Source organism: Labrys sp. Lb11 (genome assembly GCF_057554225.1).
This window is the reverse complement of sequence record NZ_BAAJOT010000005.1, coordinates 15,557-40,355: the sequence shown is the minus strand read 5'-3', so window position 1 is coordinate 40,355 and position 24,799 is coordinate 15,557. Positions and strand designations below refer to the sequence as shown.

At 70.2% G+C, this 24,799-nt stretch carries 24 protein-coding genes; 9 read left to right on the top strand and 15 right to left on the bottom strand.

Going from position 1 to position 24,799, the window contains the following annotated elements; translation table 11 throughout:
* Positions 1–66: 66 nt before the first annotated feature.
* The 4 genes from AC27L4_RS18880 to araD are packed head-to-tail and all read left to right on the top strand — an operon-like array spanning position 67 to position 4,485.
* Positions 67–960, top strand: a complete 894-nt coding sequence (locus AC27L4_RS18880) for a carbohydrate ABC transporter permease (protein ID WP_487143888.1) — start codon at positions 67–69, stop codon at positions 958–960.
* The gene (locus AC27L4_RS18875) at positions 957–1,841 is read left to right on the top strand and encodes a carbohydrate ABC transporter permease (RefSeq protein ID WP_487143886.1); all 885 of its coding nucleotides are present in this window, start codon (positions 957–959) and stop codon (positions 1,839–1,841) included. Before AC27L4_RS18880 ends, AC27L4_RS18875 begins: the two co-directional genes overlap by 4 nt.
* The gene (locus AC27L4_RS18870; RefSeq protein ID WP_487143884.1) at positions 1,838–2,764 is read left to right on the top strand and encodes a dihydrodipicolinate synthase family protein; all 927 of its coding nucleotides are present in this window, start codon (positions 1,838–1,840) and stop codon (positions 2,762–2,764) included. The genes AC27L4_RS18875 and AC27L4_RS18870 overlap by 4 nt, the downstream gene beginning before the upstream one ends.
* On the top strand, positions 2,764–4,485 hold the full coding sequence (gene araD, locus AC27L4_RS18865) for an L-arabinonate dehydratase (protein WP_487143882.1): 1,722 nt from the start codon (positions 2,764–2,766) through the stop codon (positions 4,483–4,485). Before AC27L4_RS18870 ends, araD begins: the two co-directional genes overlap by 1 nt.
* Positions 4,486–4,493: 8 nt before the next feature.
* On the opposite strand, the gene AC27L4_RS18860 is transcribed toward araD, so the two are convergent.
* The 4 genes from AC27L4_RS18860 to AC27L4_RS18845 all read right to left on the bottom strand — a co-directional run bounded on the left by AC27L4_RS18860 (position 4,494) and on the right by AC27L4_RS18845 (position 7,880).
* Positions 4,494–5,003 (bottom strand): SixA phosphatase family protein, encoded by a 510-nt coding sequence (locus AC27L4_RS18860; protein ID WP_487143881.1) that lies wholly within the window; start codon positions 5,001–5,003, stop codon positions 4,494–4,496.
* A gap of 13 nt (positions 5,004–5,016) precedes the next feature.
* A complete protein-coding gene (locus AC27L4_RS18855) occupies positions 5,017–5,787 on the bottom strand; it encodes a M15 family metallopeptidase (protein ID WP_487143880.1) in 771 nt (256 codons plus the stop codon).
* A complete protein-coding gene (locus AC27L4_RS18850) occupies positions 5,784–6,974 on the bottom strand; it encodes a caspase family protein (RefSeq protein WP_487143879.1) in 1,191 nt (396 codons plus the stop codon). Before AC27L4_RS18850 ends, AC27L4_RS18855 begins: the two co-directional genes overlap by 4 nt.
* A 96-nt stretch (positions 6,975–7,070) precedes the next feature.
* The gene (locus AC27L4_RS18845; RefSeq protein ID WP_487143877.1) at positions 7,071–7,880 is read right to left on the bottom strand and encodes a glycoside hydrolase family 16 protein; all 810 of its coding nucleotides are present in this window, start codon (positions 7,878–7,880) and stop codon (positions 7,071–7,073) included.
* Between the two features lie 187 nt (positions 7,881–8,067).
* Here AC27L4_RS18845 and AC27L4_RS18840 point away from each other — a divergent pair, with 187 nt between their 5' ends.
* Together AC27L4_RS18840 and AC27L4_RS18835 are read left to right on the top strand one after the other, a co-directional pair.
* On the top strand, positions 8,068–9,357 hold the full coding sequence (locus AC27L4_RS18840; RefSeq protein WP_487143875.1) for an NAD(P)/FAD-dependent oxidoreductase: 1,290 nt from the start codon (positions 8,068–8,070) through the stop codon (positions 9,355–9,357).
* Between the two features lie 216 nt (positions 9,358–9,573).
* Positions 9,574–10,881 (top strand): COG3904 family protein, encoded by a 1,308-nt coding sequence (locus tag AC27L4_RS18835; RefSeq protein ID WP_487143874.1) that lies wholly within the window; start codon positions 9,574–9,576, stop codon positions 10,879–10,881.
* A gap of 58 nt (positions 10,882–10,939) precedes the next feature.
* On the opposite strand, the gene AC27L4_RS18830 is transcribed toward AC27L4_RS18835, so the two are convergent.
* From AC27L4_RS18830 to AC27L4_RS18800, 7 genes are all read right to left on the bottom strand, one after another.
* Complete coding sequence (locus AC27L4_RS18830) at positions 10,940–12,304, bottom strand: Xaa-Pro aminopeptidase (RefSeq protein ID WP_487143873.1); 1,365 nt, start codon at positions 12,302–12,304, stop codon at positions 10,940–10,942.
* Between the two features lie 37 nt (positions 12,305–12,341).
* Positions 12,342–13,394 carry an ABC transporter ATP-binding protein gene (locus tag AC27L4_RS18825; protein ID WP_487143872.1) on the bottom strand — a complete coding sequence of 351 codons (1,053 nt, stop codon included), beginning with the start codon at positions 13,392–13,394 and terminating at the stop codon, positions 12,342–12,344.
* Position 13,395: 1 nt separating this feature from the next.
* A complete protein-coding gene (locus tag AC27L4_RS18820) occupies positions 13,396–14,406 on the bottom strand; it encodes a dimethylarginine dimethylaminohydrolase family protein (RefSeq protein WP_487143870.1) in 1,011 nt (336 codons plus the stop codon).
* 46 nt (positions 14,407–14,452) lie between these two features.
* Positions 14,453–15,259, bottom strand: coding sequence for an ABC transporter permease (locus AC27L4_RS18815; RefSeq protein ID WP_487143869.1), 807 nt, complete (start codon positions 15,257–15,259; stop codon positions 14,453–14,455).
* Positions 15,256–16,098 (bottom strand): ABC transporter permease, encoded by an 843-nt coding sequence (locus AC27L4_RS18810; RefSeq protein ID WP_487143867.1) that lies wholly within the window; start codon positions 16,096–16,098, stop codon positions 15,256–15,258. The genes AC27L4_RS18815 and AC27L4_RS18810 overlap by 4 nt, the downstream gene beginning before the upstream one ends.
* A 43-nt stretch (positions 16,099–16,141) precedes the next feature.
* Positions 16,142–17,248 (bottom strand): ABC transporter substrate-binding protein, encoded by a 1,107-nt coding sequence (locus AC27L4_RS18805; RefSeq protein WP_487143865.1) that lies wholly within the window; start codon positions 17,246–17,248, stop codon positions 16,142–16,144.
* Between the two features lie 83 nt (positions 17,249–17,331).
* The gene (locus AC27L4_RS18800) at positions 17,332–18,372 is read right to left on the bottom strand and encodes a LacI family DNA-binding transcriptional regulator (RefSeq protein ID WP_487143864.1); all 1,041 of its coding nucleotides are present in this window, start codon (positions 18,370–18,372) and stop codon (positions 17,332–17,334) included.
* A 174-nt stretch (positions 18,373–18,546) separates the two neighbouring features.
* Here AC27L4_RS18800 and AC27L4_RS18795 point away from each other — a divergent pair, with 174 nt between their 5' ends.
* Complete coding sequence (locus AC27L4_RS18795) at positions 18,547–19,302, top strand: glutamine amidotransferase (RefSeq protein ID WP_487143863.1); 756 nt, start codon at positions 18,547–18,549, stop codon at positions 19,300–19,302.
* Between the two features lie 48 nt (positions 19,303–19,350).
* Here AC27L4_RS18795 and AC27L4_RS18790 read toward each other — a convergent pair whose 3' ends face one another.
* The 3 genes from AC27L4_RS18790 to AC27L4_RS18780 all read right to left on the bottom strand — a co-directional run bounded on the left by AC27L4_RS18790 (position 19,351) and on the right by AC27L4_RS18780 (position 22,091).
* A complete protein-coding gene (locus tag AC27L4_RS18790) occupies positions 19,351–19,848 on the bottom strand; it encodes a universal stress protein (RefSeq protein ID WP_487143861.1) in 498 nt (165 codons plus the stop codon).
* A 201-nt stretch (positions 19,849–20,049) separates the two neighbouring features.
* Positions 20,050–20,940, bottom strand: coding sequence for a dienelactone hydrolase family protein (locus AC27L4_RS18785; protein WP_487143860.1), 891 nt, complete (start codon positions 20,938–20,940; stop codon positions 20,050–20,052).
* Between the two features lie 119 nt (positions 20,941–21,059).
* Positions 21,060–22,091 carry an NAD(P)/FAD-dependent oxidoreductase gene (locus AC27L4_RS18780; protein WP_487143858.1) on the bottom strand — a complete coding sequence of 344 codons (1,032 nt, stop codon included), beginning with the start codon at positions 22,089–22,091 and terminating at the stop codon, positions 21,060–21,062.
* Positions 22,092–22,284: 193 nt separating this feature from the next.
* Here AC27L4_RS18780 and AC27L4_RS18775 point away from each other — a divergent pair, with 193 nt between their 5' ends.
* Complete coding sequence (locus tag AC27L4_RS18775; RefSeq protein ID WP_487143857.1) at positions 22,285–23,175, top strand: AraC family transcriptional regulator; 891 nt, start codon at positions 22,285–22,287, stop codon at positions 23,173–23,175.
* A gap of 40 nt (positions 23,176–23,215) precedes the next feature.
* Complete coding sequence (locus tag AC27L4_RS18770; protein WP_487143856.1) at positions 23,216–23,644, top strand: hypothetical protein; 429 nt, start codon at positions 23,216–23,218, stop codon at positions 23,642–23,644.
* A 123-nt stretch (positions 23,645–23,767) separates the two neighbouring features.
* On the opposite strand, the gene dgcN is transcribed toward AC27L4_RS18770, so the two are convergent.
* Complete coding sequence (gene dgcN, locus AC27L4_RS18765; protein WP_487143854.1) at positions 23,768–24,775, bottom strand: N-acetyltransferase DgcN; 1,008 nt, start codon at positions 24,773–24,775, stop codon at positions 23,768–23,770.
* Positions 24,776–24,799: the final 24 nt, after the last annotated feature.

Sequence of the window (24,799 nt, the reverse complement as noted above, 5' to 3'; positions counted from 1 at the left end):
GGCCGCCGCCTCCCCGCTCCGGCACGGGGAAGCCTCCTCCCCGTCGCCGACCCGCGAGACATCCGCATGGCCACGACCGCCGCCCGCGACCGCAACCGCTTCATCCTGCTGATGCTGACCCCGGCGACGCTGCTGCTCGCCGGCCTCACCCTGCTGCCCTTCGTGGTCAGCATCGTGTTCTCGCTGACCGACTATTCGCTGACCGCGCCCGGCGCCGCGGTCTTCGTCGGCCTGCACAACTATCTCACGCTGTTCTCCAGCACCGAGTTCTGGAACGCGCTCAAGATCACCACCCTGTTCACCGTCATCGCCGTGGCGGTGCAGTTGCTGCTCGGCGTCGGCATCGCGGTGCTGCTGCACCATGAGACGCGGGCGGTGCCGGCGCTGCGGCTGATCTACCTGCTGCCGCTCGCCATCACCCCGGTCGCCGCGGTGTTCACCTTCCGCATCATGTTCAATCCGACGCTCGGCGTGTTCAACCATCTCCTGCGCCTCGTCGGGCTGCCGCCGCAGGACTGGCTCGGCTCGCCGGGCATGGCCCTGCTGTCGCTGATCCTGGTCGACACCTGGCAATGGGCGCCGTTCATCCTGCTGATCGCCGCCGGCGGGCTCGCCGCCATGGACGAGGAGCCGCTGGAGGCCGCCGCCATGGACGGAGCCGGCCCGGTGGCGGTCCTGTTCCACCATGTGCTGCCGATGCTGTTTCCCTACCTCGCCGTCGCGGTGGTGTTCCGCGCCATCGACGCCTTCAAGACCTTCGACATCATCTTCGTGCTGACCGGCGGCGGCCCCGGGATCGCCACGCGCACGCTGAACCTGCTGGCCTACAAGAACGGCATCGAGTTCCTGTCCATGGGCTATGCCGCCGCCCTCGCGATCGTCATGCTGGCGCTCACCCTGGCCGCCAGCCAGGCGTTCCTGCGGCGCGCCAACCTGTTCCGGCCGAAGGCAGCCCTATGAGCGAGATACCGATCCCGCCCGGATCGCGGCGTCAGTCCCTGCCGCCGCTTTCGCCCGGCCGACGAGCCGCGCGCAGGGCCGCGCCATGGCTGCGGCGGGCGGTGCTGTGGGCCTTCGCGCTGTGGTGCCTGTTCCCGATCTACTGGCTCGTCACCATGAGCCTCAAGCAGCAGGTGGATGCCATCGCCCGCCCGCCGCGCTTCCTGTTCCGGCCGATCTGGGACAACTACCTCGCCGTCCTGTCGAACGGCGACGTCTGGCTCTACTTCCAGAACTCGCTGGTGGTGGCGCTGGCCTCGACGGCGCTCACCCTGCTGCTCGGCGTGCCGATCGCCTATGTGCTGGCGCGCTACCGCTTCTTCGGCAATGCCGATTACGGCTTCTGGATCCTGTCGACGCGGATGACGCCACCGGTGGCGATGCTGATCCCCTTCTTCGTGCTCTATGTCCGCACCGGCCTGATCGGCACCTATGCCGGCCTGGTGATCGCGCATGTGGCGATCAACATCTCCATCGTCGTCTGGCTGATGAAGGGGTTCTTCGAGGATCTTCCGTCGGAACTGGAGGAAGCCGCCTTCATGGACGGAGCGACGCCCTTCCAGGCCTTCCGCCAGATCTGCCTGCCGGTGGCCCTGCCCGGCATCGCCGCCGTGGCGATCCTCGCTTTCCTGTTCTCCTGGAACGAGTTCCTGTTCACCTTGGTGCTCGGCGACCGCATCCGCACCGTGCCAGTCGGCCTCTACAGCTTCGTCGGCTACCAGCAGATCGACTGGGGCGGGCTCTCGGCCGCCGCCGTGGTGATGCTGGCACCCGTGCTCGCCTTCGTCTTCGTGTTCCAGCGCCAGCTGGTGCGCGGCCTGACCCTCGGAGCCGTCAAGTGACCCCTGCCTCGACCACCCCGCCCGCCAGGCTCCACGGCATCCACGCCGTGCTCTATGCCTTCTTCGACGGGGACGAGCGCCTGGACCGCGCCGCCATGCGACGGCAGGTCGATCTCTGCCTCGGCGCGGGTGTCGCCGGCATCACGGCGCTCGGCCTCGCCACCGAGGTCGCCAAGCTCGGCTTCGACGAGCGGCGGATGCTGATGGACTGGGTCGCCGAGGACGTGGCCGGCCGGGCGCCCGTCGGCTTCACCATCCTCGGCCAGTCCGTCGCCGAGCAGGTCGCCATGGTCCGCGCGGCCGAGGCCGCCGGGGCCGACTGGGTGATCCTGCAGCCGCCGTCGACGGGCAGCTACGGCGCCGGCGAATATCTCGGCTTCTTCAGCCGGGTGATCGGGGCCACCGCCCTGCCGGTGGCGCTGCAGAACGCCCCGCAATATCTCGGCCGCGGCCTGACCGCCGACGATATCGCCGTCCTGCTCGATCGGCATTCCAACATGAGCCTGATCAAGGCCGAGGCTTCGGCGGTCGAGATCGCCGGACTGATCGAGCGCACGGGCGGGCGCCTCGGGGTGTTCAACGGCCGTGGCGGCATGGAGCTGACCGACAATCTTCGCGCCGGGGTGAGCGGCTTCATCCTGGCTCCGGACGCCATCGACCACACCCTCGCTGCCATGGCCCGCCATGAGGCCGGCGACGAGGCCGGCGCCGTGGCCGCCTATGCGCGGGCCGCCCCGGCCATCCTGTTCGTCATGCAGTCGATCGAGACGCTGATCTGCTACGGCAAGCGACTGTTCGCCGCCCGCGCCGGCCTCACCGTATACGACCGGGCGCCGGCGCAGCGCCCGACCGCCTTCGGCCTCGACTGCGTCGCGCGCCATGCCGCCGCGCTCGGCCCGTTTCCAACTCCGGAAGGACGCTGATGTCTTCTTCACGCAAGCTCCGCTCGCAGGCCTGGTTCGGCGGGCTCGACAAGGACGGCTTCATCCATCGCAGCTGGATGAAGAACCAGGGACATCCCGACGAGATGTTCGACGGGCGCCCGGTGATCGGCATCTGCAACACCGCCTCCGACCTCACCCCCTGCAACACCCATTTCCGCGGCCTGGTCGAGCATGTGAAGCGCGGCGTCTACGAGGCCGGCGGCTTTCCGGTGGAATTCCCGGTCTTCTCCTGCGGGGAATCGAACCTGCGGCCGACGGCCATGTTCTTCCGCAACCTCGCCTCGATGGACGTGGAGGAGGCGATCCGCGGCAATCCGATCGACGGCGTGGTGCTGCTGTGCGGCTGCGACAAGACCACCCCGTCCCTGGTGATGGGCGCGGCGAGCTGCGACCTGCCGACGATCGTGCTCTCCGGCGGCCCGATGCTCAACGGGCATTATCGCGGCCGCACCGTCGGCTCAGGCACGGATGTTTGGAAACTGTCCGAGGACGTGCGGGCCGGCGCCATCTCGCTCAATGCCTTCATGGCGGCGGAAAGCGCCATGTCGCGGTCGGCCGGCCACTGCATGACCATGGGCACCGCCTCGACCATGGCCACCATGGTGGAGGCGCTCGGTCTCGCCTTGCCCGGCAACGCAGCCCTGCCCGCCGTCGACGCCGGCCGGGCGCGCATGGCCCATCTCGTCGGGCGCCGGGCGGTCGCCATGGTGCACGAGGACCTCAGGCTGTCGCGCATCCTGACCCGCCAGGCCTTCGCCAACGCCATCCGGGTCAACGGCGCGGTCGGCGGCTCGACCAACGCGGTCGTGCACCTCCTGGCCATCGCCGGGCGCATCGGCGTCGACCTCGGCCTCGAGGACTGGGATGCGCTCGGCCGCGACGTGCCCTGCCTGCTCGACCTCATGCCGTCCGGCCGCTTCCTGATGGAGGATTTCTGCTATGCCGGCGGCGTGCCGGCGCTGATGACGCGCATCGCCGACCTGCTGCACCTCGACGCCCTGACCGTGACCGGCGAGACGCTCGGCGCCAACATCCGCGAGGCCGAGGTGTTCGACGAGGCGGTGATCCGCCCGCGCGACAATCCGCTGACGCCCCAGGGCGGCATCGCCGTGCTGCGCGGCAACCTGGCGCCGCAGGGCGCCATCCTCAAGCCCTCGGCCGCGACGCCGGCGCTGATGCGCCACCGCGGCCGCGCCGTGGTGTTCGAGGACATCGACGACTACAAGGCGCGCGTCGACGACCCCGGCCTCGACATCGACGAGAGCTGCGTCATGGTGCTGAAGAACTGCGGGCCGAAGGGCTATCCCGGCATGGCCGAGGTCGGCAACATGGCGCTGCCGCGCAAGGTCCTGGAGAAGGGCGTGCGCGACATGGTGCGGATCTCCGACGCGCGCATGAGCGGCACGGCCTTCGGCACGGTGGTGCTGCACACCGCGCCCGAGGCGGCGGTCGGCGGGCCGCTGGCCCTGGTGCGCGACGGCGACATGATCGTGCTCGACGTCGAGGCCCGGCGGCTGCAGCTGGAGGTCTCCGACGGCGAGCTCGCCCGCCGCCGGGCCGAGTGGCACCCGCCGCAAGCGGCGGCGGACGGCGGCTACCGCAAGCTCTATGTCGACCATGTGCTGCAGGCCGACCGGGGCGCCGACCTCGATTTCCTGGTCGGCTGCCGGGGCGCGGCCGTGCCGCGCGAAAGCCACTGAACGGGCGGTCAGTCCAGGTCGCGCGGTGTCAGGAACAGCGCCAGGCGGCCCCGCCCCTGGCCGACCTCGGCCCAGCCGCCGTCGTCGAACTCGATGACGGCGAGCGCCGCCGTCGGAAACTTCTCGCCGAGACGGTCGCGCAGGCGCTCCGCCCCGCCGCCGATGACATAGGTCGCCACCATCTCCAGGCCGGGATTGTGGCCGACGACCAGCAGCGTCGCCACCGTGTCGTCGATCGAGCGGATCAGGGCCAGAATGGCCTTGGGGTCGGCCTCGTAGATCGAATCCTCGAAGCGGTGCGGCACCTCGCCGAGATGCGGGGCGACGAGGTCCCAGGTCTCGCGGGTGCGCTGGGCCGTGGAGATCACGGCGAAGTCCGGCTGGAGCCGGCGCAGCGCCATCTCCTCGCCCATGTGCGGCGCATCGTGGCGGCCGCGCGGGCCGAGGGGGCGCTCACGGTCGGAAGCACCTTTCGGCCAATCCGATTTGGCGTGGCGCAGAAGAAGAAGCCGGCGCATGAATGCCTTTCCGCTACCTGTTGGCGAGCGCCAGGATTTCCGGACGATACTCGAAATGCATGGTGTCGTAATGATACCATTTGCCGCCCCAGATGAAGCCGTGCTTCTCGAAAACCCGCACGATCTCCATCGGGATCCGGTTCCTGTACGCCACCTGATCGGTCTCGGCCTTGCCCCCGCTCCAGCGCCAATAGTCGGCGAACTTCACGTTGATGTCGATGGCTGCGGCATAGGCGTGCATGCTCATCCGGCCGGTGCCGGCGACGACGCGGCAATTGTAGGTTCCGGCCGAGGGCTTGAGATAGGCGTGGAATTTCTCGGGCAGCGCCTCCAGCTCGCGCGAGACCGCCTCCAGCTTCCCGGCGACGCCGTTGGCCGTCGCGACCTGCAGCGAGCCGCCCTTGAGATGCGGCAGCCAGGCGATGGTGCGCAGCTTGACGCCCCCCTTGCGGCAATCGCCGTACATGGCGTCGAACAGGGCCTTGTTGCGGGCGCGCCCGGGGTCGTCCTCCGGCCCGGTCGGAGGACGCGCGGGCGTGGCCGCCGGGTAGGTCGCGGCGAACATGTCGTCGATGTCGGCGTCGTCAAGGCGCTGCTCCGGCGTCTTGGCGCCCTTGCCGTCGGAGATCGGGATGCGCTGCCCGCTCCTGAGGATGAGATCCCTGGCGTCGTAGCCGGCTATGAAGTCGGGATAGGCGGCGACCAGTGCGTCGAGCGCCGGATCCGCCGCGGCCGGGGCGACCGCGAGAAGCAGGAGAGCGCCGGCGAGGGCGAGGCTCTTCATTGCGCGCTCTCCGCCTTCTGGATCAGCGCGACGTTGGCCTTCTCCAACGGCGTGAGCTGAACGTCCCAGGTGTAGGGCTGGTACCAGGAGAACTGCTCGAAATAGGCGCGCAGCTGCGCATCCTTCATGAAGCGACCCTTGCGGGCGAAGATCTCGTTGCGGGCGACGCGCAGCTGCGCGGCGCTGAGGCCGGCGACATCGTCCCAGGTCAGGCGGCGGCGGCTGGAATCGGCCAACACGAACTGGCCCGCCGCCGGCTGCTGCCTGCGAGGCGCCTCCGGCATCGGGATCGCCGGCGGCTCGGGATCGAGCGCCGCCTGCTGCTGCGGCGGGGGCTCCGGCGGCGCAACGGGCTGCTGCTGCGCGACGGGTTCCTGCGCCGCCGGCCTGGGCTGGCTCACGACCTTGACCTGGCCGGGCGAAGCGGCGGCGCCCGACATGGCGAAGGAGCCGATGATCGCTTCTTCGACCCACGGGCGCTGGGCGCCCTGGGTGTCGCGGTCGACGTCGGCGCGCACTTCGCCGAACATCTGGCGGATGTCGAGGTTCGGCGTCTCGATATGGGCCAGCAGCGCCTGGGTGAAGGGCGAGTTGCGGCCGGTTCCGTCCTGGGCCACGGAGCCGGGCGCGGTCGAGTAGGCGATCAGCGTGCCGCTGGCGGAGGGGTCGAGCTCGATGCGGGCGAGGCCGCGCGTGCCGCCGCCGCGCACCAGCTGGCGCGCCAGCGGATTGTCGCGGCAGGCATCCAGGATCATGATCTGCACCTTGGGCGAAGCGCCGTCGACGAGCTCGCGCAGCTTGCGCAGCGACAGTGCCTGGGTGTCGAGGTCGAGCTCGTCGGTGATCCTGGCCGAGACCGGCAGCAGGTAGTTGTCGCCCTTCACCTGCACGCCGTGACCGGAATAGAACACCAGCGCGCTGTCGGCGTGATCCGCATCGCGCAGGAAGCCGCGCAGGCCGTCGTTCATCGCCTTGAGGTCGCCGTCGACGATCAGCGTCACGGAATAACCGATGCGCTGCAGGGCGGCGGCCATGTCGGACGCGTCGTTGACCGGATTGGCCAGCCGCGTGACGTTCTGATAGGCGGCGTTGCCGATCACCAGGGCCGCCTTGGTCGCGGCCTCTGCCCCGCCGGCCAGCACGGCCACGGCGAATGCGAGGACGAAGCGAAGGGCTGTGCGCGGCATGGCAGGCTCCGTCGGGACAAATCCTGCGCCTGTCTTTATCATCGCCCCCCGGGCCGGGGAACGCGCGAAAAGGCACAAGGCTGCAGCGCCCGTCCCTCAAGCCTCGTCCTGCCAGATGCGGATGGAGCGGATCTGGAACAGCGCCGGCAGGGCCGCCCCGTCGATCTTGCCGCCCCAGGACCCGCCGAGCGCCAGGTTGATGCGCAGATGCATCGGCTGGCGCAGCGGGTCGAAGCCGTCCTTGCGTCCCTCGCCGGGGTCCATGGTCAGGACCGTCCGGCCGTCGACGGCGATCGACAGCGCGTCCCGCCGCCAGTCAAGGCGATAGGCGTGGAAATCCGCGGTAAGGTCGGGGATAGCGGTCTCCGCCTGCCAGTGGCGCAGATCGGCCAGCGACGGCCCGGCATGGACGGCCGAGAACACCCGATCCGGCGAAATGCCGACAGCCTCCATGACGTCGATCTCGCGATAGGGCACGCCGACCTCGTTGACCAGCCAGATCGCCGGCCAGGTGCCGAGCCCGGCCGGGATGCGGGCGACGACCTCGAAGGCGCCATAGAGGAAGGGGCGGCGCGACAGGATGCTGCCGGAGGTGAAGTCGGCAAACTCCGTCGTCCGCGTCCAATCGCCGCCGGAGGGGTCGAAGGCGGCGTTGCGGAGCCGCTCGGCCCTGCCCTCCAGCACCAGCGCGCCGTCGCGCACGAAGACATTGTCCGGCTGGTAGTATTGTTCCTCGCGATTGCGGAAGAAGCCGGTCTCCAGCATCCAGAAGCCGAGGTCGAGCCATTGCCCGCGCGAGAAGTCCTCGGCGTGCACCAGGCGCCCGGCGCCGGCGGCAGCCGCGGGCGCGCCGAGCAGTGCCGCTGCGGCCAGATGCAGTCCCTGTCTGCGGGAAAGGCGGACCATGTCTCGACACCTCCGGCCGGATCGACTGGCGGCGGAGACGCCGACGCTCCAGCGCATACACCGCCGCCGCGAAGGCCGCCACCCTCTCCGCGGCGATTGACGGCGATGTGACCGGGCCGGACAGGCTCTCCCGGCCCCGCCTGCGACGCTTTGCCGACGCCGGCCGATCCGCTACCAAGATCGGGCGATGAGTCTCCCCCGCCCCACATCCTGGTACGAAGCCTCCAGCGTTCCGCGTATCGAGAGACCGGAACTTGACTTCGCCACGGATGCGGATGTCTGCGTCGTCGGCGGCGGGCTGGCCGGCCTGACGGTGGCGCGGCAGCTTGCGCGCAAGGGCTGGGACGTGGTGCTGGTCGAGGCGGACCGCATAGCCGCCGGCGCCTCGGGGCGGAACGGCGGCCTGGTGCAGGGCGGCTTCGCCATGGAGCCGGCGGAGATCGAGCGGCGCGTCGGGGTCGACCACACCCGGGCGCTGCAGGCCCTCGCCCGCGAAGGCATGGCCCATATCCGCCACGTCGTCGAGACCCAGCGCATGCCGGGCGTCGCGCTCACGCCCGGCGTGCTGACGGCGGTGCGTCACACCGCCGGGCTCGACGCCTTCCGGGCCGAGACGGAGCGCGCGGCGAGGCTCTATGGCGGGACGCCGCTGTTCTGGTCGCGCGAGAAGGTGCGGGAGGCCCTGGGCTCGGACGCCTTCCATGCCGGCTTCTACGACACCCAGTCCTTTCACATTCACCCGCTGAACTATGGGCTCGGCCTCGCCGCCGACGCGGCCAGGGCGGGCGCCCGGCTCTACGAGCGCACGCCGGCCCTCGACCTCGACCTGCGCTCGATCCGCCGCATCGTGCGCACGCCAAGGGGATCGGTACGCTGCAACCGCATCGTGCTGTGCGGCTCGACCACCCTGCCCGCCGGCGGGCAGGCGCGCGTCGCCGGCGCGGTGCTGCCGCTTTCCGGCTCGGTCGCCGTCACCGAGCCGCTCGGCGATCGCCTCGGCGAGGTCATTCGCTTCGCCGGAGCGGTGCGAGACACCCGGCGCGCCACCACCAGTTTCCGCATCGTCGACGGCTCGCGGCTGCTCTGGGGCGACCACCTGTCGGCAAGGAAGGGCACGCCGGCCGGCCTGGCAAGGGCGATGGCGCACGACATGGCGCGCACCTTCCCGTCCCTGAAGGGCGTGCGCGTCGAGCACGCCTGGTCCGGCGTCATGGCGGCCTCGCGCCACGGCATGCCCCAGATCGGCGAGGTGCAGCGCGACGTCTGGGTCGCCTCCGCCTTCGGCGGCCACGGCCTCAACACCACGGCCATGGCCGGGCTGGTGCTGGCTCGGGCGCTGATCGACCGCGACGACACCCATCGCCTGTTCACACCCTTCCCGTTCAGCGCCACATTCGGTCCGGCCGGGCGCCTGGCGGTCCGGGCAAGGTGCTGGTGGATGCGGATGAAGGACAGGCTCGACGAGCGGCAGGGCTGACCGGCCCGCCGAGCTGCGGCACTTGCGCTTTCGCACAGATTTCGCCTTGCCCTTGCCCAACTCTGTCGATCGACTCGACAGCCCGGTGCGAGCGGTGACGGTGGCCCGCAGAGCACAGTCCGGCAAGGAGTGCCGGAGGCCGCCGGCCAGCTGTCGACAGAGCCATCCGGAGAAGGCATCATGCCGGAAATGTCACTCGCACCGGGAAAGGGGGCGATGCTCCCAGGGGTTTTGCGCCTGTCGGCGCGCTTTGCAACGTTCGTCGGCGCGAGCGCCGTCGCGGCCGGCCTGGCATGGCAGCCGGCGATGGCGGCGCGTGCGGATACCGCGCCGATGAGCTTCTCGATCCTGACCTCGGGCAGCGACTGCCCCGGCTGCGTGGTGATCAATGCCCGGGGCGAGATCATGGACGAGACGGCGAAGGAGTTCGCCGTGTTCATCGCCGAGAACCGCCTGAAGGGCCTGCTGCCGAAGGACACGCGCGGCAGCGGCACGGCCGCCAAGCCGGCGGCCCGGGTGGTTGTCGCCTTCGAATCCATCGGCGGCAAGGTCGTCCCCGCCCTGATCATGGGCCGGCGTATCCGCCAGCTCGGCTGGACCACCGTGGTCGGCCAGGGACGCAAGGCCGGCGAAGGCGTGGTCTTCGACACGGCCGGCTGCTATTCCGCCTGCTCGATGGTGATGCTCGGCGGCGTCGAGCGCTATGTGGTGCCGGGCTCGCGCGCCGGCGTGCACCAGTTCTCGCCCCAGTTCAGCGACGACGAGACTTTCAACGCCGCGGAGATGAACCAGGTCGTCCGCGACTATGGCCGCCAGGTCGTCAGCGTCTACGACTATGTCAAGGACATGGGCGTCGACATCTCCTTCTTCATCACCACGCTGCGCACGCCCTTCACCAGCATGGACACCATGCCGGAAAGCCGCTGGACCGAGGTCGGCTTCGTCACCGGCCTGCTGCCGCCGGACAAGACCGCGACCGCCGCCGCGCTGCTGCGCAATGCCCCGGCCGCGCAGGTCGCCCGGCAGCCCCAGCCGCGCGAGGAGGCTGCCCCCTCCCCGCAGCCGATCGCGCTGCCGACGGCCATGGCCCCCACGGTTCCCGCCGAGGGCGTGTGGACGGTGCAGCACCAGGCCGAAGGCCTGGCCTCGGCCCGCTTCACCGATGCCGAGCTGTCGCTGTCGCTCGCCTGCGTGAAGACGGACTCGGCCAAGCTCGAAGTGACGTTCAAGGCGCTCGATCCGCTCGACCTCGAGCACGTCCGCGCCGCCGCCTTCTCGGCCAAGCGCCTGCGCCTGGCCGAACGCGAGATCGCGATCACCGCCGTCGCCGCGCCTGGGCGGGGCGAGCAGGGCCTCGCCGTGCAGCTCGGCGACAGCGACCTGAAGGCCCTGCAGCGCCCCGGCCCGCTCACCTTCACCGTGCTCGACCGCTCGGGCCAGCCGGCCATCCCCGCCGCCTCGATCGACAGCAAGGGCGCTGCCGAAGCCGTCTCCAACGTGATGGCGACCTGCCGCGGCGCGTGAGGGCGCGGGCTGTCGCGACCGCAGCGGCTCACGGAAGCTCGGCCGGGGCGCCTGAGAATCACCCCCTTACCAGCAACCTGTCCGGCGAGAGCCAGAACGGCGGCAGGCATAGCGGCGCCGAGGACAGCGGCAGGATCGCCGGCTTCAGGTCGACGCCGATGGCCTCGCGTACGAAGGCCCGGCGGGCCTCGATCCGGGCATGGGCCTCGGGATGCCGGCGCCGCAGCTCCTCGCGCAGCGGCGCATCCGCCAGGGCGACGCTGTCGATGCAGACGAGGGCCCAGCCGGCCGGCAGCGGTGCCGGGCTGATATCGACCTGGAACAGGGCTCCCGAGCGGATCGCCTCGCCCGATCCCTTGCGGATCGGCGTGTGCATCCATTCGTCGTGGCCGGAAAGATGGCCGGGGTTGAGCACCGAGTGCAGGCCGGCGCCGGCGAGCACGGCCGTGACCCGCTCGAACACCTCGCCGCCGGCGGCACCGATGTCGGCGGCGGCATACCATTCCAGGATCGATTCCATATAGACCGAGGCGATCCGCAGGAACTCCGGGTCGCCGGTGTCGACGAGGCCGGCGCGCGCGGACAGGCCGCCCCAGTAGCTGGTCGCGGCGACGGCGCCGTCGCCGCGGCCGAAGCGCCGGGCCGTCGGGCTCTTCAGGCCGAGGACCGGCGAGGCCGCATTGCCCGACGTGACCATGACGTGGGCGTTCATCGGCTCGCCGGCATAGCCCATGCGGGAGGCCGCCTGCAGCTCGCTGTCGCCCTCGCGCAACCGGGCGAGGATGCGCCACATCGCCGCCGACCCGCGCGCGGCGCCCCATTCGGCCAGCGCGATCTGGTCGGCGTCGACCGCCGCCCGCAGGCCGGTGGCCGGATGCATCAGCACCGGCGTGGCGTCGGCGAGGCGGCCGGTCGGCCCGACGAGCCGCCGCAGGGCCTCGACCAGGAAGAAGGGCGCGAAGAAGCCCGGCTCGTCATGCTCCCACTCCCGCGGCTCGAAATATTTCCAGCCGACGATGCCGACGCTCGCCCCCCTGCCGATGCCGGCCTCCGCCAGCAGGGCCGTCAGGGTCGGGCGCGACGAACGGTCGAGCCCCATCAGGCTGAAGGAGGGGCACAGCACCACCTCCAGTCCCGGCAGGCCGGCCATTGCCGCATAGCCCTGGCATTCGATGCCGACGAGGAGGACGCGCCGTCCCGCCGGCCCCAGCAGCAGCAGCGCTTCCTCGAAACGCGGCTCGAAGCCCGACAGGAACATGATGTTGGCGAAGTGCTCGCGGTCGGCATGCACGGCCAGCCAGTCGCAGCCGGCCGCCTCGCAGGCACGCCGGCAGCGCGCCTCGTAGGTCGCGGCGGGAATGACCGGCTGTTCAAGCGGCAGGCCGAACTCGGGCACCGCCAGGGAGCGAAGCGTGATGGGCATATCTCGTCCGATGGTTTGATGGCTGGGCCGCCCGCCTTCAGGCGGCAGGCAGGACGCCGATGGTCGAAAGCGCGATGCGGCAGTCCAGCGCCTGCCCCGGTGTGAGAGCGGCCGTCTCCGAGCGCAGCGCCGCGACGATCTGCTCGCCGGTCGGCAGGCGCAGCACCAGCCGGTCGACCGGGCCGACGAAGGTGACGTCCATGACCGTCGCCCGGAAGCCGACCTCGCCGTCGGCCGCGGCTCCGGTGCGGATGTCCTCGGGGCGCGCCCAGACGGTGAGCGCGGCGCCCTCCCCGGCCGCCGCCGGGGCCTGGGTCGCGAAGCGCACGCCGAAGGCCTCGACCTCGCCGCCGCCGAGGCCTCGGCCGGCGACGAAGTTGTTCTCGCCGAGGAAGCCGGCGACGAAGCGGGTCGACGGCCGCTTGTAGAGGTCGCGTGGTCGACCGATCTCGACCATGCGGCCATGGTTGAAGACCGCGATGCGGTCCGACATGGCGATGGCTTCCTCCTGGTCGTGGGTGACATAGAGAAAGGTCACGCCCGTCTCGCGGTGCAGGCGCTTGAGCTCGCGCTGCATGGTCTCGCGCAGCATGCGGTCGAGCGCGGAGAGCGGCTCGTCGAGCAGCAGGATGCGCGGGCCGAAGGCGAGCGCGCGGGCGATCGCCACGCGCTGCTGCTGGCCGCCGGACAATTGCCGCGGCCGGCGGTCGGCCAGGCTGTCCAGGCCGACCAGCGCCAGCATCTCACCGACCTTGGCGGCGATGCGCGCCTTGTCCCATCTGCGGATCTGCAGGGGAAAGGCGATGTTGTCGGCGACGCTGAGATGCGGGAACAGCGCATAGCCCTGGAACACCAGGCCGAAGTCGCGGTCCTCGGGGTCGATGCCGGTGATGTCCTTGCCGTCCAGCCGGATGCTGCCCTTGCTCGGCGTGGTGAAGCCGGCAAGGGACATCAAGAGGGTTGTCTTGCCCGATCCCGAGGGACCCAGCAGGGTGACGAACTCCCCCGCCTCGACCGAGAGATCGATCCCGGTCAGGGCGACGGCGGCGCCGTAGGTCTTCTCGAGCTGGTCGACAACGAGGAAGGGCATGTCAGACGGCGTCCCGCACCAGCGGCGCCGTCGAGCAGTGGATGCCGCCGCCGCCGAGCTCCACCGGCTCGTAGCCGCAGGTGAGCACGGTGACGCCGGCCGCGTCCAGCCGGTCCGCCAGGCGCCGGGAATGGCTGCCGTGCATGATCACCCGCCCGGGCGCCACGGCCAGGCAGTTCAGCGACATGGCGCTGTCCTCCGGCGGCAGCTCGATCAGGCGGATGCCGCGCTTGGTCAGGTGCTCGATGAAGGGGAACGGCAGCTCGTTGATGTTGACGATGGCGGTCTCCACGTCGACCATGATGAAGGAGCCGTCGATGTGGATGCGGTAGCCGGGCATCGGCACCTTGATCAGCGTCACGCCCAGGCCCGACAGGATGGCCTCGACCTGGCGCACGCCTTCGGGATTGCAGGCGACGCTGACCGAGCACACGGCCGTCTTCTCGTCGATATAGGCGAAGCCGCCGCCCTCGAACACGGCCGAGCCGTGGATGGTGCCGAGGATCGGGCAGCCGGCCTTGGCGAGCGCCCGGGTGACCGGCAGTTCCTCGCCGCGGCGGACGCGGCGGGCGAGGCGCGTGACGATGGCGCCGCCCTTCACCCCGATGACGCTGTCGCGGGTGTAGATCTGCTTCATCGCGCCCGGCGCCGCCTGGTCGACCAGGACGACGTCGACGCCCTCGGCGCGCAGCATGCCGGTCAGTTCGTCATGGGCGCGCTGCATGGCGGCCAGATCCGGCAGGGTCTTGCCGATCCAGTACCAGCCCTTCTCGGGGTCGCCGAAGCCGCCGATCTCTGCCATCGGCTTGTCCTCGACCACCGACAGTTCCGGCCCCGGGCGATGCATCAGCACGGCGCGCAGGCGCCCGACATCGTTGGTGCAGCCCCAATGCCGCCCCCAGACCGCGGTCTGCTCCTCGGCGGTGTCGAAGGCCGGCTCGGGTACCGAGCCGAAGATGCTGAAGAACTTGTTCTCCCGGTATTCGTGCTCGCTCATGGCGGCGGTGGTCATGGCAGACTCCCTTCTTGGAACGGGTCCCGGCGGGCGGGTGTCGGGTTCACGGTTGCGGATGCCCGGCACCCCGGCCCTGCACGAGGGTGCGGGCGAGCAGCGCCAGGATGGTGAGGGCGAGCAGCACCGCGGCGATCGCCGCCAGGGCGGGATCGACCGCATCGGCGATGCTGGTCCAGATCCGGCGCGGCAGCGTGACGACGGCGCGCCCGGTGATGAACAGGGTGACGGTGATCTCGTCCCAGGAGACGATGAAGGCGAGGATCGCCCCGGCCGCGACGCCGGGCATGATGTTGGGCAGCACGATCTTGCCGAACACGGTCAGCGGCCGGGCGCCGAGGCTGCGCGCCGCCTGCACCAGGCGCTGGTCGAGGTTGGAGAGCGAGGCGCCGATGGCCAGGATGGTGAGCGGCAGCGCCAGTACCACATGCACCAGCACGACGCCGGTATAGCTGTCGAGCAGGGAGAGCCTCGCCCACAGCTTCACCATGCCGACGGCGTAGATGATCGGCGGCACGATCAGCGGCGACAGGAGGATCACCCGCATCAGCGACGGCCACCAGCCGCCGGCCGCCCAGGCGCCGACCGCGAAGCTCACCCCCAGCACAGTCGCCAGCAGGCTCGCCGCCAGGGCGATCACCGTGCTGGTCAGGATGCTCGGCAGCCAGCCGGTACCCCAGTCGAGCAGCGCCGCAAAATGCGCGGTCGACAGGCCCTCGCTCGGCAGAGACAGGTAGTCCCGGTCGGTAAGGGCGACGGGGACCACCACCAGCATCGGCAGGAAGAGGAAGCCGAGCAGGCTCCAGGCCAGCAGCCGCGGCAGATGGGCCTCGATGATCCGCCGCCCCCTCATTGCTGCGGCCTCGCGGAAAAGGCGGCCCGCAGGGCCGGGCTGCGCATGGCGATCGCCACCAGCGCACCGACCACCAGGAGCAGCGTGGTGGAGAGCGAGGTCGCCAAGTCCCAGCGCGCCGTGCTGGAGATCTGCACCGAGATGTATTCGGCCACCATCAGCGTCTTGCCGGCGCCGAGCAGGGCGGGCGTGACCAGGAAGCCGAGCGAGAAGACGAAGACGAACAGCGTCGTCAGCGCCAGGCCGGGCACGCTGAGCGGCAGCCAGACCCGTCTGAACACGGTGGCGGGACGCGCGCCCAGCGAACGGGCAGCCTGCATGATCCGCCTGTCGATGTCGGACAGGTTGGCGTAGAGCAGCAGGATGGCGAACGGCATCATGTAGTGGATCATGCCGACCGTGACGCCGAAGGTGTTGTAGACGAGGTCGAGCGGCGTGGCGATGACGCCGGCCTCGATCAGCGCGCTGTTGAGCACGCCCTGGCGGCGCAGGATGGTGATCCAGGAGAAGGCCCGGACCAGCACCGAGATCCAGAACGGCACGAGCACCATGAACATGGCGATGCGGCGCAGGCCCTGCGACATGTGGCAGATGGCGAAGGCGACGATGTAGCTGGCCAGGACCGTCAGCACCGTGGTCATGACCGAGACCTTGAGCGTGGTCGCCACCACCCGGCCGACCGCGGGGTTGGCGAACATCTTCACGTAGTTGCCGAAGCCGAGGCGGGGCTCCGTCACGCTGATCGCCAGCACCTGCGCGATCGGCAGCACATAGAGCACCAGCGCCACCAGGCTGGTCGGCACGGTCAGGAACAGGGCTGTGCGGCTGAAGCTGCGCATGGCGAACCGGGGCTGCCGTCGTCGGACGGCAGCCCCCTCCGGGTCAGCGGGAGATGAAGTCGAGGTACTGGTTCTGCAGCTCCGATTCATGCTCGGCGTAGTAGGCGACGTTGAGCGGCACCTGCGACACGGCGTTCTCGGGCGTGGTCGGGTTGATGGCCTTGTCGGCAGCGTCCATCAGCGCCAGCGTCTTCGGGTTGGAGGGCCCGTTGCCCATCAGCCGCAGCAGGACGAGCTGGCCGGCCGGGTCGAGGGTCGAGTTGATGAACTCGAACACCGTCTTGCCGCCGGGATTGCCCTTGGGCACCGACCAGGCGCTGGTCGACAGGATGTTCTCGGCCCAGGTCCACTTGAAGCGGTCGGCCTTCTCCCGGTTGAGGAGGTTGGCGCGGGTGTGCCAGATGTTGCCCATCGTCACCTCGCCGTCGCGGAAGAGCTGCTGGCTCTGCGCCCCACCCTCCCAGAAGATGATGTCGGGCAGCATGGGCTCGAGCTTCTTGAAGGCGCGGTCGACGTCGAGCGGGTAGAGATCCTTGGGCGCGACGCCGTCGGCCAGCAGCACGAATTCGAGCTGGCCCTGGATCCACTTGCACATGGTGCGCTTGCCCGGGAACTTCTTCTGGTCGAAGAAGTCGGCCCAGCCGGAGGGCGCCGCGCCGCCCGTCTTCTGCGCATCATAGGCGAGCACATTGGCGAAGTTGTAATTGGCGGTGCCGAACTCGGCGGCCAGGCCTTCCGGCAGTTGCGACTTGTCGACGATCGAATAGTCGATCGGCTCGACCAGGCCGGCCCGACCGAGGGAGGCGGCGTCGACCAGGCCGCCGTCGGTGGCGTCCCAGATCACCTTGCCGGACTCGACCATGGCCCGGATGGCGCCGGTGGCAGGGCCGGCGCCGTCGATCACCACCTTGACGCCGCTCTTCTGGGTGAACGGCTCGCCATAGGCCTTGGAGAAGGCCTCGACCGCCGCGCCGCCCCAGTTGCAGACGACGACTTCCTTGGCCGCCGCGCCGGCCGTGCCGGGCCGGAACGCCGCGGCCAGGCCGAGGCCGGCGAACGCCGTCAGCAGGGAGCGTCGGTCGATCTGGCCGAGCCGGAACCGTTCGAGCGCGATCTCGGCGGCATCCCTGGCGAAACGAGACTGTGTCATTGTGCTTGTTCCCCTTGTCTTCCACTCGGTTGCTTGTCGCGGGCTTCGCCCGTCTTCCGCAGCCCGACGGCCCGATATCCGGGCTAGGTCGGGATGTCCTTCCAGCCTTTTGCCGACGGAGCGGCGACGGACCGTCGCACGATCAGCTCGACCGCGACCGGCTCGTTCCCGGGAATATCGGCGCCGCCGATATGATCGATCAGCAGCCGCACGGCGCGCCGACCGAACTCCTCCGCCGACTGGCGCACCGTGGTCAGAGGCGGATCGAGCAGGTCGACGTTGCGGATGTCGTCGAAGCTGACCAGCGACACGTCCCGCGGCACCGAAAGGCCCATGGCCCGGCTGGCGCGCAGGATGCCGAGCGCCAGCATGTCGGCGGCGGCGAAGATCGCCGTCGGCGGGGCCTCGCGCGCGGCGAAGCGCGCCATCGCCTCCACGCCGAAACGCTCCTCATAGGTGCCGAACAGGACCAGCTCGGGATCGACGACCACGCCGGCGGCGACGAGGCCGTCCTCGAAGCCGCCGAAGCGCTCGCCGCTGCTGAGCAGGCCGCGCGGGCCGCCGACGAAGCCGATGCGGCGATGCCCGTGCTGCAGGAGATGGTCGACGGCGAGCCGGCCGCCGGTGCGGTTGTCGGCGAAGAGGCGCGGCGCGACCGCGCCGGGCACGTCCTCGTCGACGAGCACGACATTGCGGCAGGCGTTGATCTTCTCGACCAGCAGGCCGTCATCGGGATGGTTGGTCAGGAGCAGGACGCCGTCGACCTGCGCATCCCCGATGCGCGAGAGGAAGGCGATCTCCCGCGCCGCCACGTTGCGGCTGTTGAACATCACCAGGCTGTAGCCCAGCCGGCTCGCCTCCTCCTCGGCCGCGCTGGCGATGGCGGCGAACAGGGGATTGGCGATGTCGGAGACGATCAGGCCGATGGTCTCGCTGCGCCCCTTGCTCAGGCGGCGGGCAATGGCGTTGGGCCGGTAGTCGAGCCTGGCGACGGCCGCCTCGATGCGCTGCGCCGTGTCCTCGGGCAGCTTGATCCGGCCGTTGAGGTGGCGCGAGACCGTCGTGACGGAGACGCCGGCTGCGTCCGCCACCTTCCGGATCGTCGATCCCCTTGCCTTCGTCATGCCGGGCCGGTCCGCCTCGTCGCGCGCCGCAGGGACCTGCCCCGCCTCTCGACGAAGCTATCTCAACACAAGCCAAAGAGCTTGTAAACCGCTTTACTAAAGCGGTTGCGTAACCTAGCGTGCGGCGTTGCTTTCGGGCGCGAGGCAGCGCCCCATCATCCCGGGAGATATGCGATGACCTCGAAACCCCGCGTCCTGATCGCCGGCGAATCCTGGACCGTGCACAGCATCCACCAGAAGGGCTTCGACTGCTTCACCACGACCGAATATTCGGAGGGCATCCACTGGCTGCGCCAGGCTCTGGAAAGCGGCGGCTGGCAGGTCGACTACCAGCCCGCCCATGTCGCGGCGCGCGACTTTCCCACCGAGGCGAAGGCCCTCGCCCAGTATGACTGCGTGATGCTGAGCGATGTCGGCGCCAACACGCTCCTGCTGCACCCCGACACCTTCTTCCGGTCCGTGGTGCTGCCCAACAGGCTGCATGCCATACGCGACTATGTCGCCGCCGGCGGCGGCTTTGCCATGATCGGCGGCTATCTCACCTTCCAGGGCATCGAAGCCAAGGGCCAGTATGCGGGGACGGCAATCGAGGAGATCCTGCCGGTGACGCTGTCGACGGGCGACGACCGCGTCGAATGCCCGCAGGGCGTCACGCCGGCGGTCGCCGACACCGCGCACCCGATCGTCGCGGGGCTCGGGGCGGACTGGCCGCACCTGCTCGGCTACAACCGCGTCGCGCCCAAGGCCGACGGCACGGTCGTCGCCACGGTCGGCGGCGACCCGCTGATCGTCGCCGGCCGCCACGGCAAGGGCCGGTCCGTCGCCTTCACCTCGGATTGCGCCCCCCACTGGGCGCCGCCTGCCTTCGTCGACTGGAAGGGCTATGCGCCGCTCTGGCGCCAACTCGCCGCCTGGGCCGCCGGCAGATAGACCGGAGCCCGGCAAGTCCGAGGGGCGCGGACCGCGGCGCCGCGCCTCTCAGCCGATCGGCGTGCCCGCCTGCGCCGCGGTCATGGCCGCCGGGATCTCGTGGGCCGAGACATGGTCCGGCCGCTCGCGCAGCACGAGCACCGAGCAATGGGCGTGGCGCACGATCGCCGTGGCGTTCGAGCCGAGCAGATAGGTCGACAGATGCGGCTCGTGCGAGCCGACCAGCACCAGGTCCGCCGCCACTTCCTTGGCGACGGCCAGGACCTCGTGCTGGACGCCGCCGATCCGCACCAGCGCCGCGCACTGGCCGGCCGGCAGGTCGACCGCGTCGGCAAGCTCGGCCAGGCTCGCCTTGGCCTTCTCGGCGACCTCGGCTTCGTAGCTGACCGGCACCGTGTCCATCATCATCACCGGCATCACCGGCACCACGTTGACGAGCGTGATACGCCCGCCCGACTCGCGCACGAGCTGGGTTGCGCGCTCGATCGCCGGGCGCGCCAACTCGATTTCGGCAAGGTCTACGGGAACGACAATCGAGTGGAACATGGTCCGCCTCCTGATGTCATCGTGCGGGCCGCTGGCGCCGACGGCACCACTCCCCGCCCCTCCAAACATTATACGCCCTTTCGCAGACACCGGGCGAAACTTGTCGAACCAACGCTGGCGCCAAGGAAAATGTTCCGCGACGGCAGCCCGGCCGCCGCTTCCCCGAGGCTGCCGGCGGGCAAGAGGCCTCCGGCGGCGTGCCTATATGTGCAAGTTTGAGCCACGAGACGCTGCTTGGCCGAGGTTCGCCTTGAAGAACCCGATCGTGCGGCCCCAGGCCAGGTCCGCCGCCGCCTTGTCGTAGCGAGCCGGGTTGGTGTCGTTGTTGAAGGCGTGGTTGGCGCCTTCGTACATGAACAGCTGATAGGCCTTGTTGTCGGCCTTCAGCGCCGCCTCGAAGGCCGGAATGCCGGCATTGATGCGCTGGTCCAGCCCGGCATAATGCAGCATCAGCGGCGCCTTGATCGCCGCCACCTGCTCGGGCGTGGGCTGGGCGCCGTAGTAGGCGACGCCCGCGTCGAGCCGGGGATCGTTCACGGCCAGCTGGTTCACCGCGCCGCCGCCCCAGCAGAAGCCGACCGCCCCGACCTTGCCCGTGCCGCCCGGCATGGTCCGCAGCGCGGCCGCCGCGGCCTTGGAGGAGGCGACGATGTCGGCCGGCTCGAGGGTGCCGATCATGTCGCGCGCCTTGTCCTCGTCCGCCGGCGTGCCGCCGAGCGGGCTGAGATAGTCGAGGCCGAGAGCCGTGAAGCCCTCCAGCGCCACGCGCCGGGTCACGTCGCGGATATGCGGGTTGAGGCCGCGGTTTTCGTGGATCACCAGCACGCCGCCGCGCCGGCCCTCCGCCTTGGGCCGCACGAGATAGCCCGAAAGCCCGGCCGGGCCGCCGGGCACGGCGATCGTCTCGGTGACGATGCGCGCATCGGTCTCGGCCACGGTCCCGGCCCGGGCATAGTCGTTCTGCAATGCCGAGAGCAGGGCGCTGGCCGCAGCGGCGCCGCCGGCCATGGCGGCCAGCCGGTCGAGGAAATCGCGGCGGTTCATGCCGCCATGGGTGAAACTGTCGAAGAGATCGATGTAGCGCTGGTCCATCCGAGCCTCCCGCATGCCTGCCGCCGCCGGCGGCGTTCGGGATCAGGATAGACCCCCGGCCGCCGCCGCGACAACGCGGCGCCGGTCACGAAGGCGCGACCCCGGACGGCGGCAGGCCGTCAGGCGACGCCGAGCTTGCGCTGCAGGCTCGAGGAGGAGGTGGTGTACTGGAAGGTCAGGCGCTTGTCCGGGTAGATGTAGCGATGCGCCTTCTGCGCCATCAGGGCCGCCTCGTGGAAGCCCGACAGGATGAGCTTGAGCTTGCCCGGATACCAGTTGATGTCGCCGACGGCGAAGATGCCGGGCTGCGAGGTCTCGAAAGTCTCCGTGGAGACGGTGACGAGCTGGCCGTCATGCAGGTCGAGGTTCCAATCGGAGACGGGGCCGAGCCGCATGGTCAGCCCGAAGAAGGGCAGCAAGGTATCGACCGGCAGCGTCGAGACGGTGCCGTTCTCCTCGCGGATGACGGCGCCGGCGAGCCGGCCGCCCTCGCCTTCCAGGCCGATCACCTGGCCGAGCTTGAGGTCCATGCGGCCCTCGGCCACGAGCTTGCGCATCTGCTCCACCGAATGCGGCGCGGCGCGGAAGACATCGCGCCGATGCAGCAGCGTGATGCGCCTGGCCAGCGGGAACAGGTTCAGCGTCCAGTCCAGCGCCGAATCGCCGCCGCCGACGATCAGGATCGAGCGGTCGCGGAACGCCTCCATCTGCCGGACGGCATAGAACACCGAGGTGTTCTCATAGGCGTCGATGCCCTCGATCGGCGGCTTCTTGGGCTGGAACGAGCCGCCGCCGGCGGCGATGATCACCACCTTGGTCTCGAACACGTCGCCCGCATCGGTCGTGATCCGGAACAGGGCATCGCCCAGGCGCTCGATCCGCTCCACCATGCGCGAGAGATGGAAGGTGGGGTGGAACGGCTCGATCTGCTTCAAGAGGTTGTCGACCAGGCCCTGGCCGGAGATCGAGGGGAAGCCGGGAATGTCGTAGATCGGCTTTTCCGGATAGAGCTCGGCGCACTGGCCGCCGATCTTGTCGAGGATGTCGACGACATGCGCCTTGATGTCGAGAAGCCCGAGCTCGAACACGGCGAACAGGCCGACGGGGCCGGCGCCGATGATCAGTGCGTCGGTCTTGATGGTCTCGGACATGATGCAATCCGGCAATGAGGACGAAGCGAGACGATGGGCATTACGCCATAGCGCTATAGCCTGCCGGCGGGATGCGGTCGATGCGGCGAAAGACCCGGACTATTCCGGTACCGTCGCCGAGCTCGCCGTCGCGCATCTTCGCAACCTCGATCAAGCCGCCGGCGCTAGCGTCCGGGTCATCCGGAGACGGGACATGACGCGACACGACACGAGCCTCGCCTACGCCGCCCGCATCGAACGGGTGATCGCCCATATCGCCGACCACCTCGACGAGGTGCTGACCCTCGATCGACTGGCCGGGATCGCCTGCTTCTCGCCCTGGCACTTCCACCGGGTGTTCGTCGGCGTGACCGGCGAGACCGTGCAGGACACGGTCCGGCGGCTGCGCCTGCACCGGGCGGCGGTCGAGCTCACCCGCAACGAGCTGCCGCTGGCGCGGGTGGCGAGCCGGGCCGGCTACGGCTCGGTCGCAGCGTTCACGCGCAGCTTCTCGTCGGCCTACGGCACGCCGCCGGCGGCCTGGCGGCGGCGCGGCCATGCCCTGCGTCCGGCTCACCCCAAGCCTGGAGATGCTGCCATGAACCGATCGGGCGCCGTGCCGCTGCGCACCCCTGTCCATTACGAGGTCACCGTCGAGATCGTGCCGCCGCTGCGCGTCGCGGCAACCGAGCATATCGGCGACTATCAGGCGATCGGCCGGACCTTCGAGGGCCTGTTCGCCTGGCTCGGCCCGAGAGGCCTCCTCGGCCCGTCGACCCGGATGATCGGCGTCTACTACGACGATCCCGACAGCGTGCCGCGCACGGCACTGCGCGCCGAGGCCTGCGTGACGCTGCCGGAAGGCACCGGGCTCGGCCCCGGCATGCGCTGGCTCACCGTCGCCGGCGGGCGGGTGGCTCGCATCACCCACAAGGGGCCCTATGCCGACCTCGACGTCGCCTATGCCTATCTCTATCGCAACTGGCTGCCGACCTCGGGCCAGGAGCCAGGCGGCGATCCGTGCTTCGAGGAGTATCTCAACGATCCGCGCGAGGTGCCGCCGGCGGAGCTGCTGACCGTGCTATGCATGCCGCTCAAGGGTTGAGGATGCCGGGACGCCTGCGCCGGGAGATGGGGAGGACCTGATGGCACGACCGACGAGCTGGCGCGCGCGGATGCAAAGCGCCGGGCCGCCGCGCATCACCCGGCTCGACAAGCCCTTCGCCGGGGTTCCCGCCGGCACGCCGCTCCTGATCCCGGACCCGCCGCTCCTGCGCGACTTCGTGGCGGCCATCCCGCGGGGCCAGACGCGCACCGCCGCCGAAATGCGCGCGGCGCTGGCGGCCGCCGGCGAGGCCGGCGCCACCTGCCCGGTGACGGCGGGCATCTGCCTGCGCATCGTCGCCGAAGCCGCGCTCGAAGACCTGGCGGAGGGCCGCAAGCCGGCCGAGATCACGCCGTTCTGGCGCGTCGTCGCTCCCGAAGACCCGGCCGCCGCGAAGCTCAGCTGCGGTCCGGATTTCATCGCCGCCATGCGGGCGATGGAACGGCAGGCGCCGGACGCCTCCACTTAAGGCCAGGCGTGCCCTGGCCCCGGCTGGAGCAAAGCGCGTTTCGGCGGAAACGCTCTTTGCTCTAACGCCTTGTTTCGACGCGTCTTTGCGACTTGACGCGATGCCCTCAAATCGCAAGACGCTTTAGCCGAAGACCGTCTTCAGCCGCTGCACGATCACGGCGGTGCCGAAGCGTACGGGGTCCGTCGCCGGCAGATCCTCGGCGGCGGCGACCTCGGCAAGGTAGGTCCTCGCCGCCGCCTCATCGAGCGCCTGGGTGTTGATGCAGATGCCGACGCACCGGATGGCCGGGTTGGTCAACCGGCCGCAGGCGATGGTCATGTCGATCACCTGGCGGATGGTCGGGAGCGGATGCTCGACGCCGCGCATGGTCCGGCGCGTCGGCTCGTGGCAGACCACGAAAGCGTCCGGCTGCACCCCGTGCAGCAGGCCGAGCGTCACGCCGGCAAAGGAGGGGTGGAACAGGCTGCCCTGCCCTTCCACCACGTCCCAATGGCGCGGGTCGGCCGCGGGCGTCAGCCATTCGGCCGCGCCGGAAATGAAATCCGCCACCACGGCGTCGACGGCGACGCCGCGGCCGGAGATAAGGATGCCCGTCTGCCCGGTGGCGCGGAAATCCGCGTCGAAGCCCTGGGCCCGCATCTCCCTTTCCAGCGCCAGCGCCGCATATTTCTTGCCGACCGAGCAGTCGGTGCCGACCGCGAGCAGCCGCAGGCCCGGCCGCTTCGTGCCCTTGCCGGTGGCGAAGCCCTGCGCGGGAATGCGGACATCGTGCAGCCGGCGGCCATGGCGCCGCGCCGCCTCGTCGATCTCCGGCACATCCGCCAGGCGCTTGTGCAGGCCGGAGGCGACATCCATGCCGGCCTCGATCGCCGCGACGATGGTGCGAACCCAATGATCCGGCAGCACGCCGCCGGCATTGACCACGCCGACCACCATGGTCCTGGCGCCGCGCGCCAGAGCTTCGGCGATGCCGATGTCCTCCAGCCCCAGATCGGCCTTGCACCCGGGCAGGCGCAACTGCCCGACACACCAGTCGCGCCGCCAGTCGACGATGCCGGCGGCCGTCTTGGCGGCGAGCTGGTCCTGCACGTCGCCGATGAACATCAGATAGGGCTTTTCGATCTGCATGGAGGAGATTGCGTCCCGCGCCTT

What these genes read in the sequence shown, in the direction of transcription:
- AC27L4_RS18880 (WP_487143888.1), top strand. Translation starts at nt 67, where the DNA reads ATGGCCACGACCGCCGCCCGCGACCGCAACCGCTTCATCCTGCTGATG.
- AC27L4_RS18875 (WP_487143886.1), top strand. Translation starts at nt 957, where the DNA reads ATGAGCGAGATACCGATCCCGCCCGGATCGCGGCGTCAGTCCCTGCCG.
- araD (WP_487143882.1), top strand. Translation starts at nt 2,764, where the DNA reads ATGTCTTCTTCACGCAAGCTCCGCTCGCAGGCCTGGTTCGGCGGGCTC.
- AC27L4_RS18860 (WP_487143881.1), bottom strand. Translation starts at nt 5,003, where the DNA reads ATGCGCCGGCTTCTTCTTCTGCGCCACGCCAAATCGGATTGGCCGAAA.
- AC27L4_RS18855 (WP_487143880.1), bottom strand. Translation starts at nt 5,787, where the DNA reads ATGAAGAGCCTCGCCCTCGCCGGCGCTCTCCTGCTTCTCGCGGTCGCC.
- AC27L4_RS18850 (WP_487143879.1), bottom strand. Translation starts at nt 6,974, where the DNA reads ATGCCGCGCACAGCCCTTCGCTTCGTCCTCGCATTCGCCGTGGCCGTG.
- AC27L4_RS18845 (WP_487143877.1), bottom strand. Translation starts at nt 7,880, where the DNA reads ATGGTCCGCCTTTCCCGCAGACAGGGACTGCATCTGGCCGCAGCGGCA.
- AC27L4_RS18840 (WP_487143875.1), top strand. Translation starts at nt 8,068, where the DNA reads ATGAGTCTCCCCCGCCCCACATCCTGGTACGAAGCCTCCAGCGTTCCG.
- AC27L4_RS18835 (WP_487143874.1), top strand. Translation starts at nt 9,574, where the DNA reads ATGCTCCCAGGGGTTTTGCGCCTGTCGGCGCGCTTTGCAACGTTCGTC.
- AC27L4_RS18830 (WP_487143873.1), bottom strand. Translation starts at nt 12,304, where the DNA reads ATGCCCATCACGCTTCGCTCCCTGGCGGTGCCCGAGTTCGGCCTGCCG.
- AC27L4_RS18825 (WP_487143872.1), bottom strand. Translation starts at nt 13,394, where the DNA reads ATGCCCTTCCTCGTTGTCGACCAGCTCGAGAAGACCTACGGCGCCGCC.
- AC27L4_RS18820 (WP_487143870.1), bottom strand. Translation starts at nt 14,406, where the DNA reads ATGACCACCGCCGCCATGAGCGAGCACGAATACCGGGAGAACAAGTTC.
- AC27L4_RS18815 (WP_487143869.1), bottom strand. Translation starts at nt 15,259, where the DNA reads ATGAGGGGGCGGCGGATCATCGAGGCCCATCTGCCGCGGCTGCTGGCC.
- AC27L4_RS18810 (WP_487143867.1), bottom strand. Translation starts at nt 16,098, where the DNA reads ATGCGCAGCTTCAGCCGCACAGCCCTGTTCCTGACCGTGCCGACCAGC.
- AC27L4_RS18805 (WP_487143865.1), bottom strand. Translation starts at nt 17,248, where the DNA reads ATGACACAGTCTCGTTTCGCCAGGGATGCCGCCGAGATCGCGCTCGAA.
- AC27L4_RS18800 (WP_487143864.1), bottom strand. Translation starts at nt 18,372, where the DNA reads ATGACGAAGGCAAGGGGATCGACGATCCGGAAGGTGGCGGACGCAGCC.
- AC27L4_RS18795 (WP_487143863.1), top strand. Translation starts at nt 18,547, where the DNA reads ATGACCTCGAAACCCCGCGTCCTGATCGCCGGCGAATCCTGGACCGTG.
- AC27L4_RS18790 (WP_487143861.1), bottom strand. Translation starts at nt 19,848, where the DNA reads ATGTTCCACTCGATTGTCGTTCCCGTAGACCTTGCCGAAATCGAGTTG.
- AC27L4_RS18785 (WP_487143860.1), bottom strand. Translation starts at nt 20,940, where the DNA reads ATGGACCAGCGCTACATCGATCTCTTCGACAGTTTCACCCATGGCGGC.
- AC27L4_RS18780 (WP_487143858.1), bottom strand. Translation starts at nt 22,091, where the DNA reads ATGTCCGAGACCATCAAGACCGACGCACTGATCATCGGCGCCGGCCCC.
- AC27L4_RS18775 (WP_487143857.1), top strand. Translation starts at nt 22,285, where the DNA reads ATGACGCGACACGACACGAGCCTCGCCTACGCCGCCCGCATCGAACGG.
- AC27L4_RS18770 (WP_487143856.1), top strand. Translation starts at nt 23,216, where the DNA reads ATGGCACGACCGACGAGCTGGCGCGCGCGGATGCAAAGCGCCGGGCCG.
- dgcN (WP_487143854.1), bottom strand. Translation starts at nt 24,775, where the DNA reads ATGCAGATCGAAAAGCCCTATCTGATGTTCATCGGCGACGTGCAGGAC.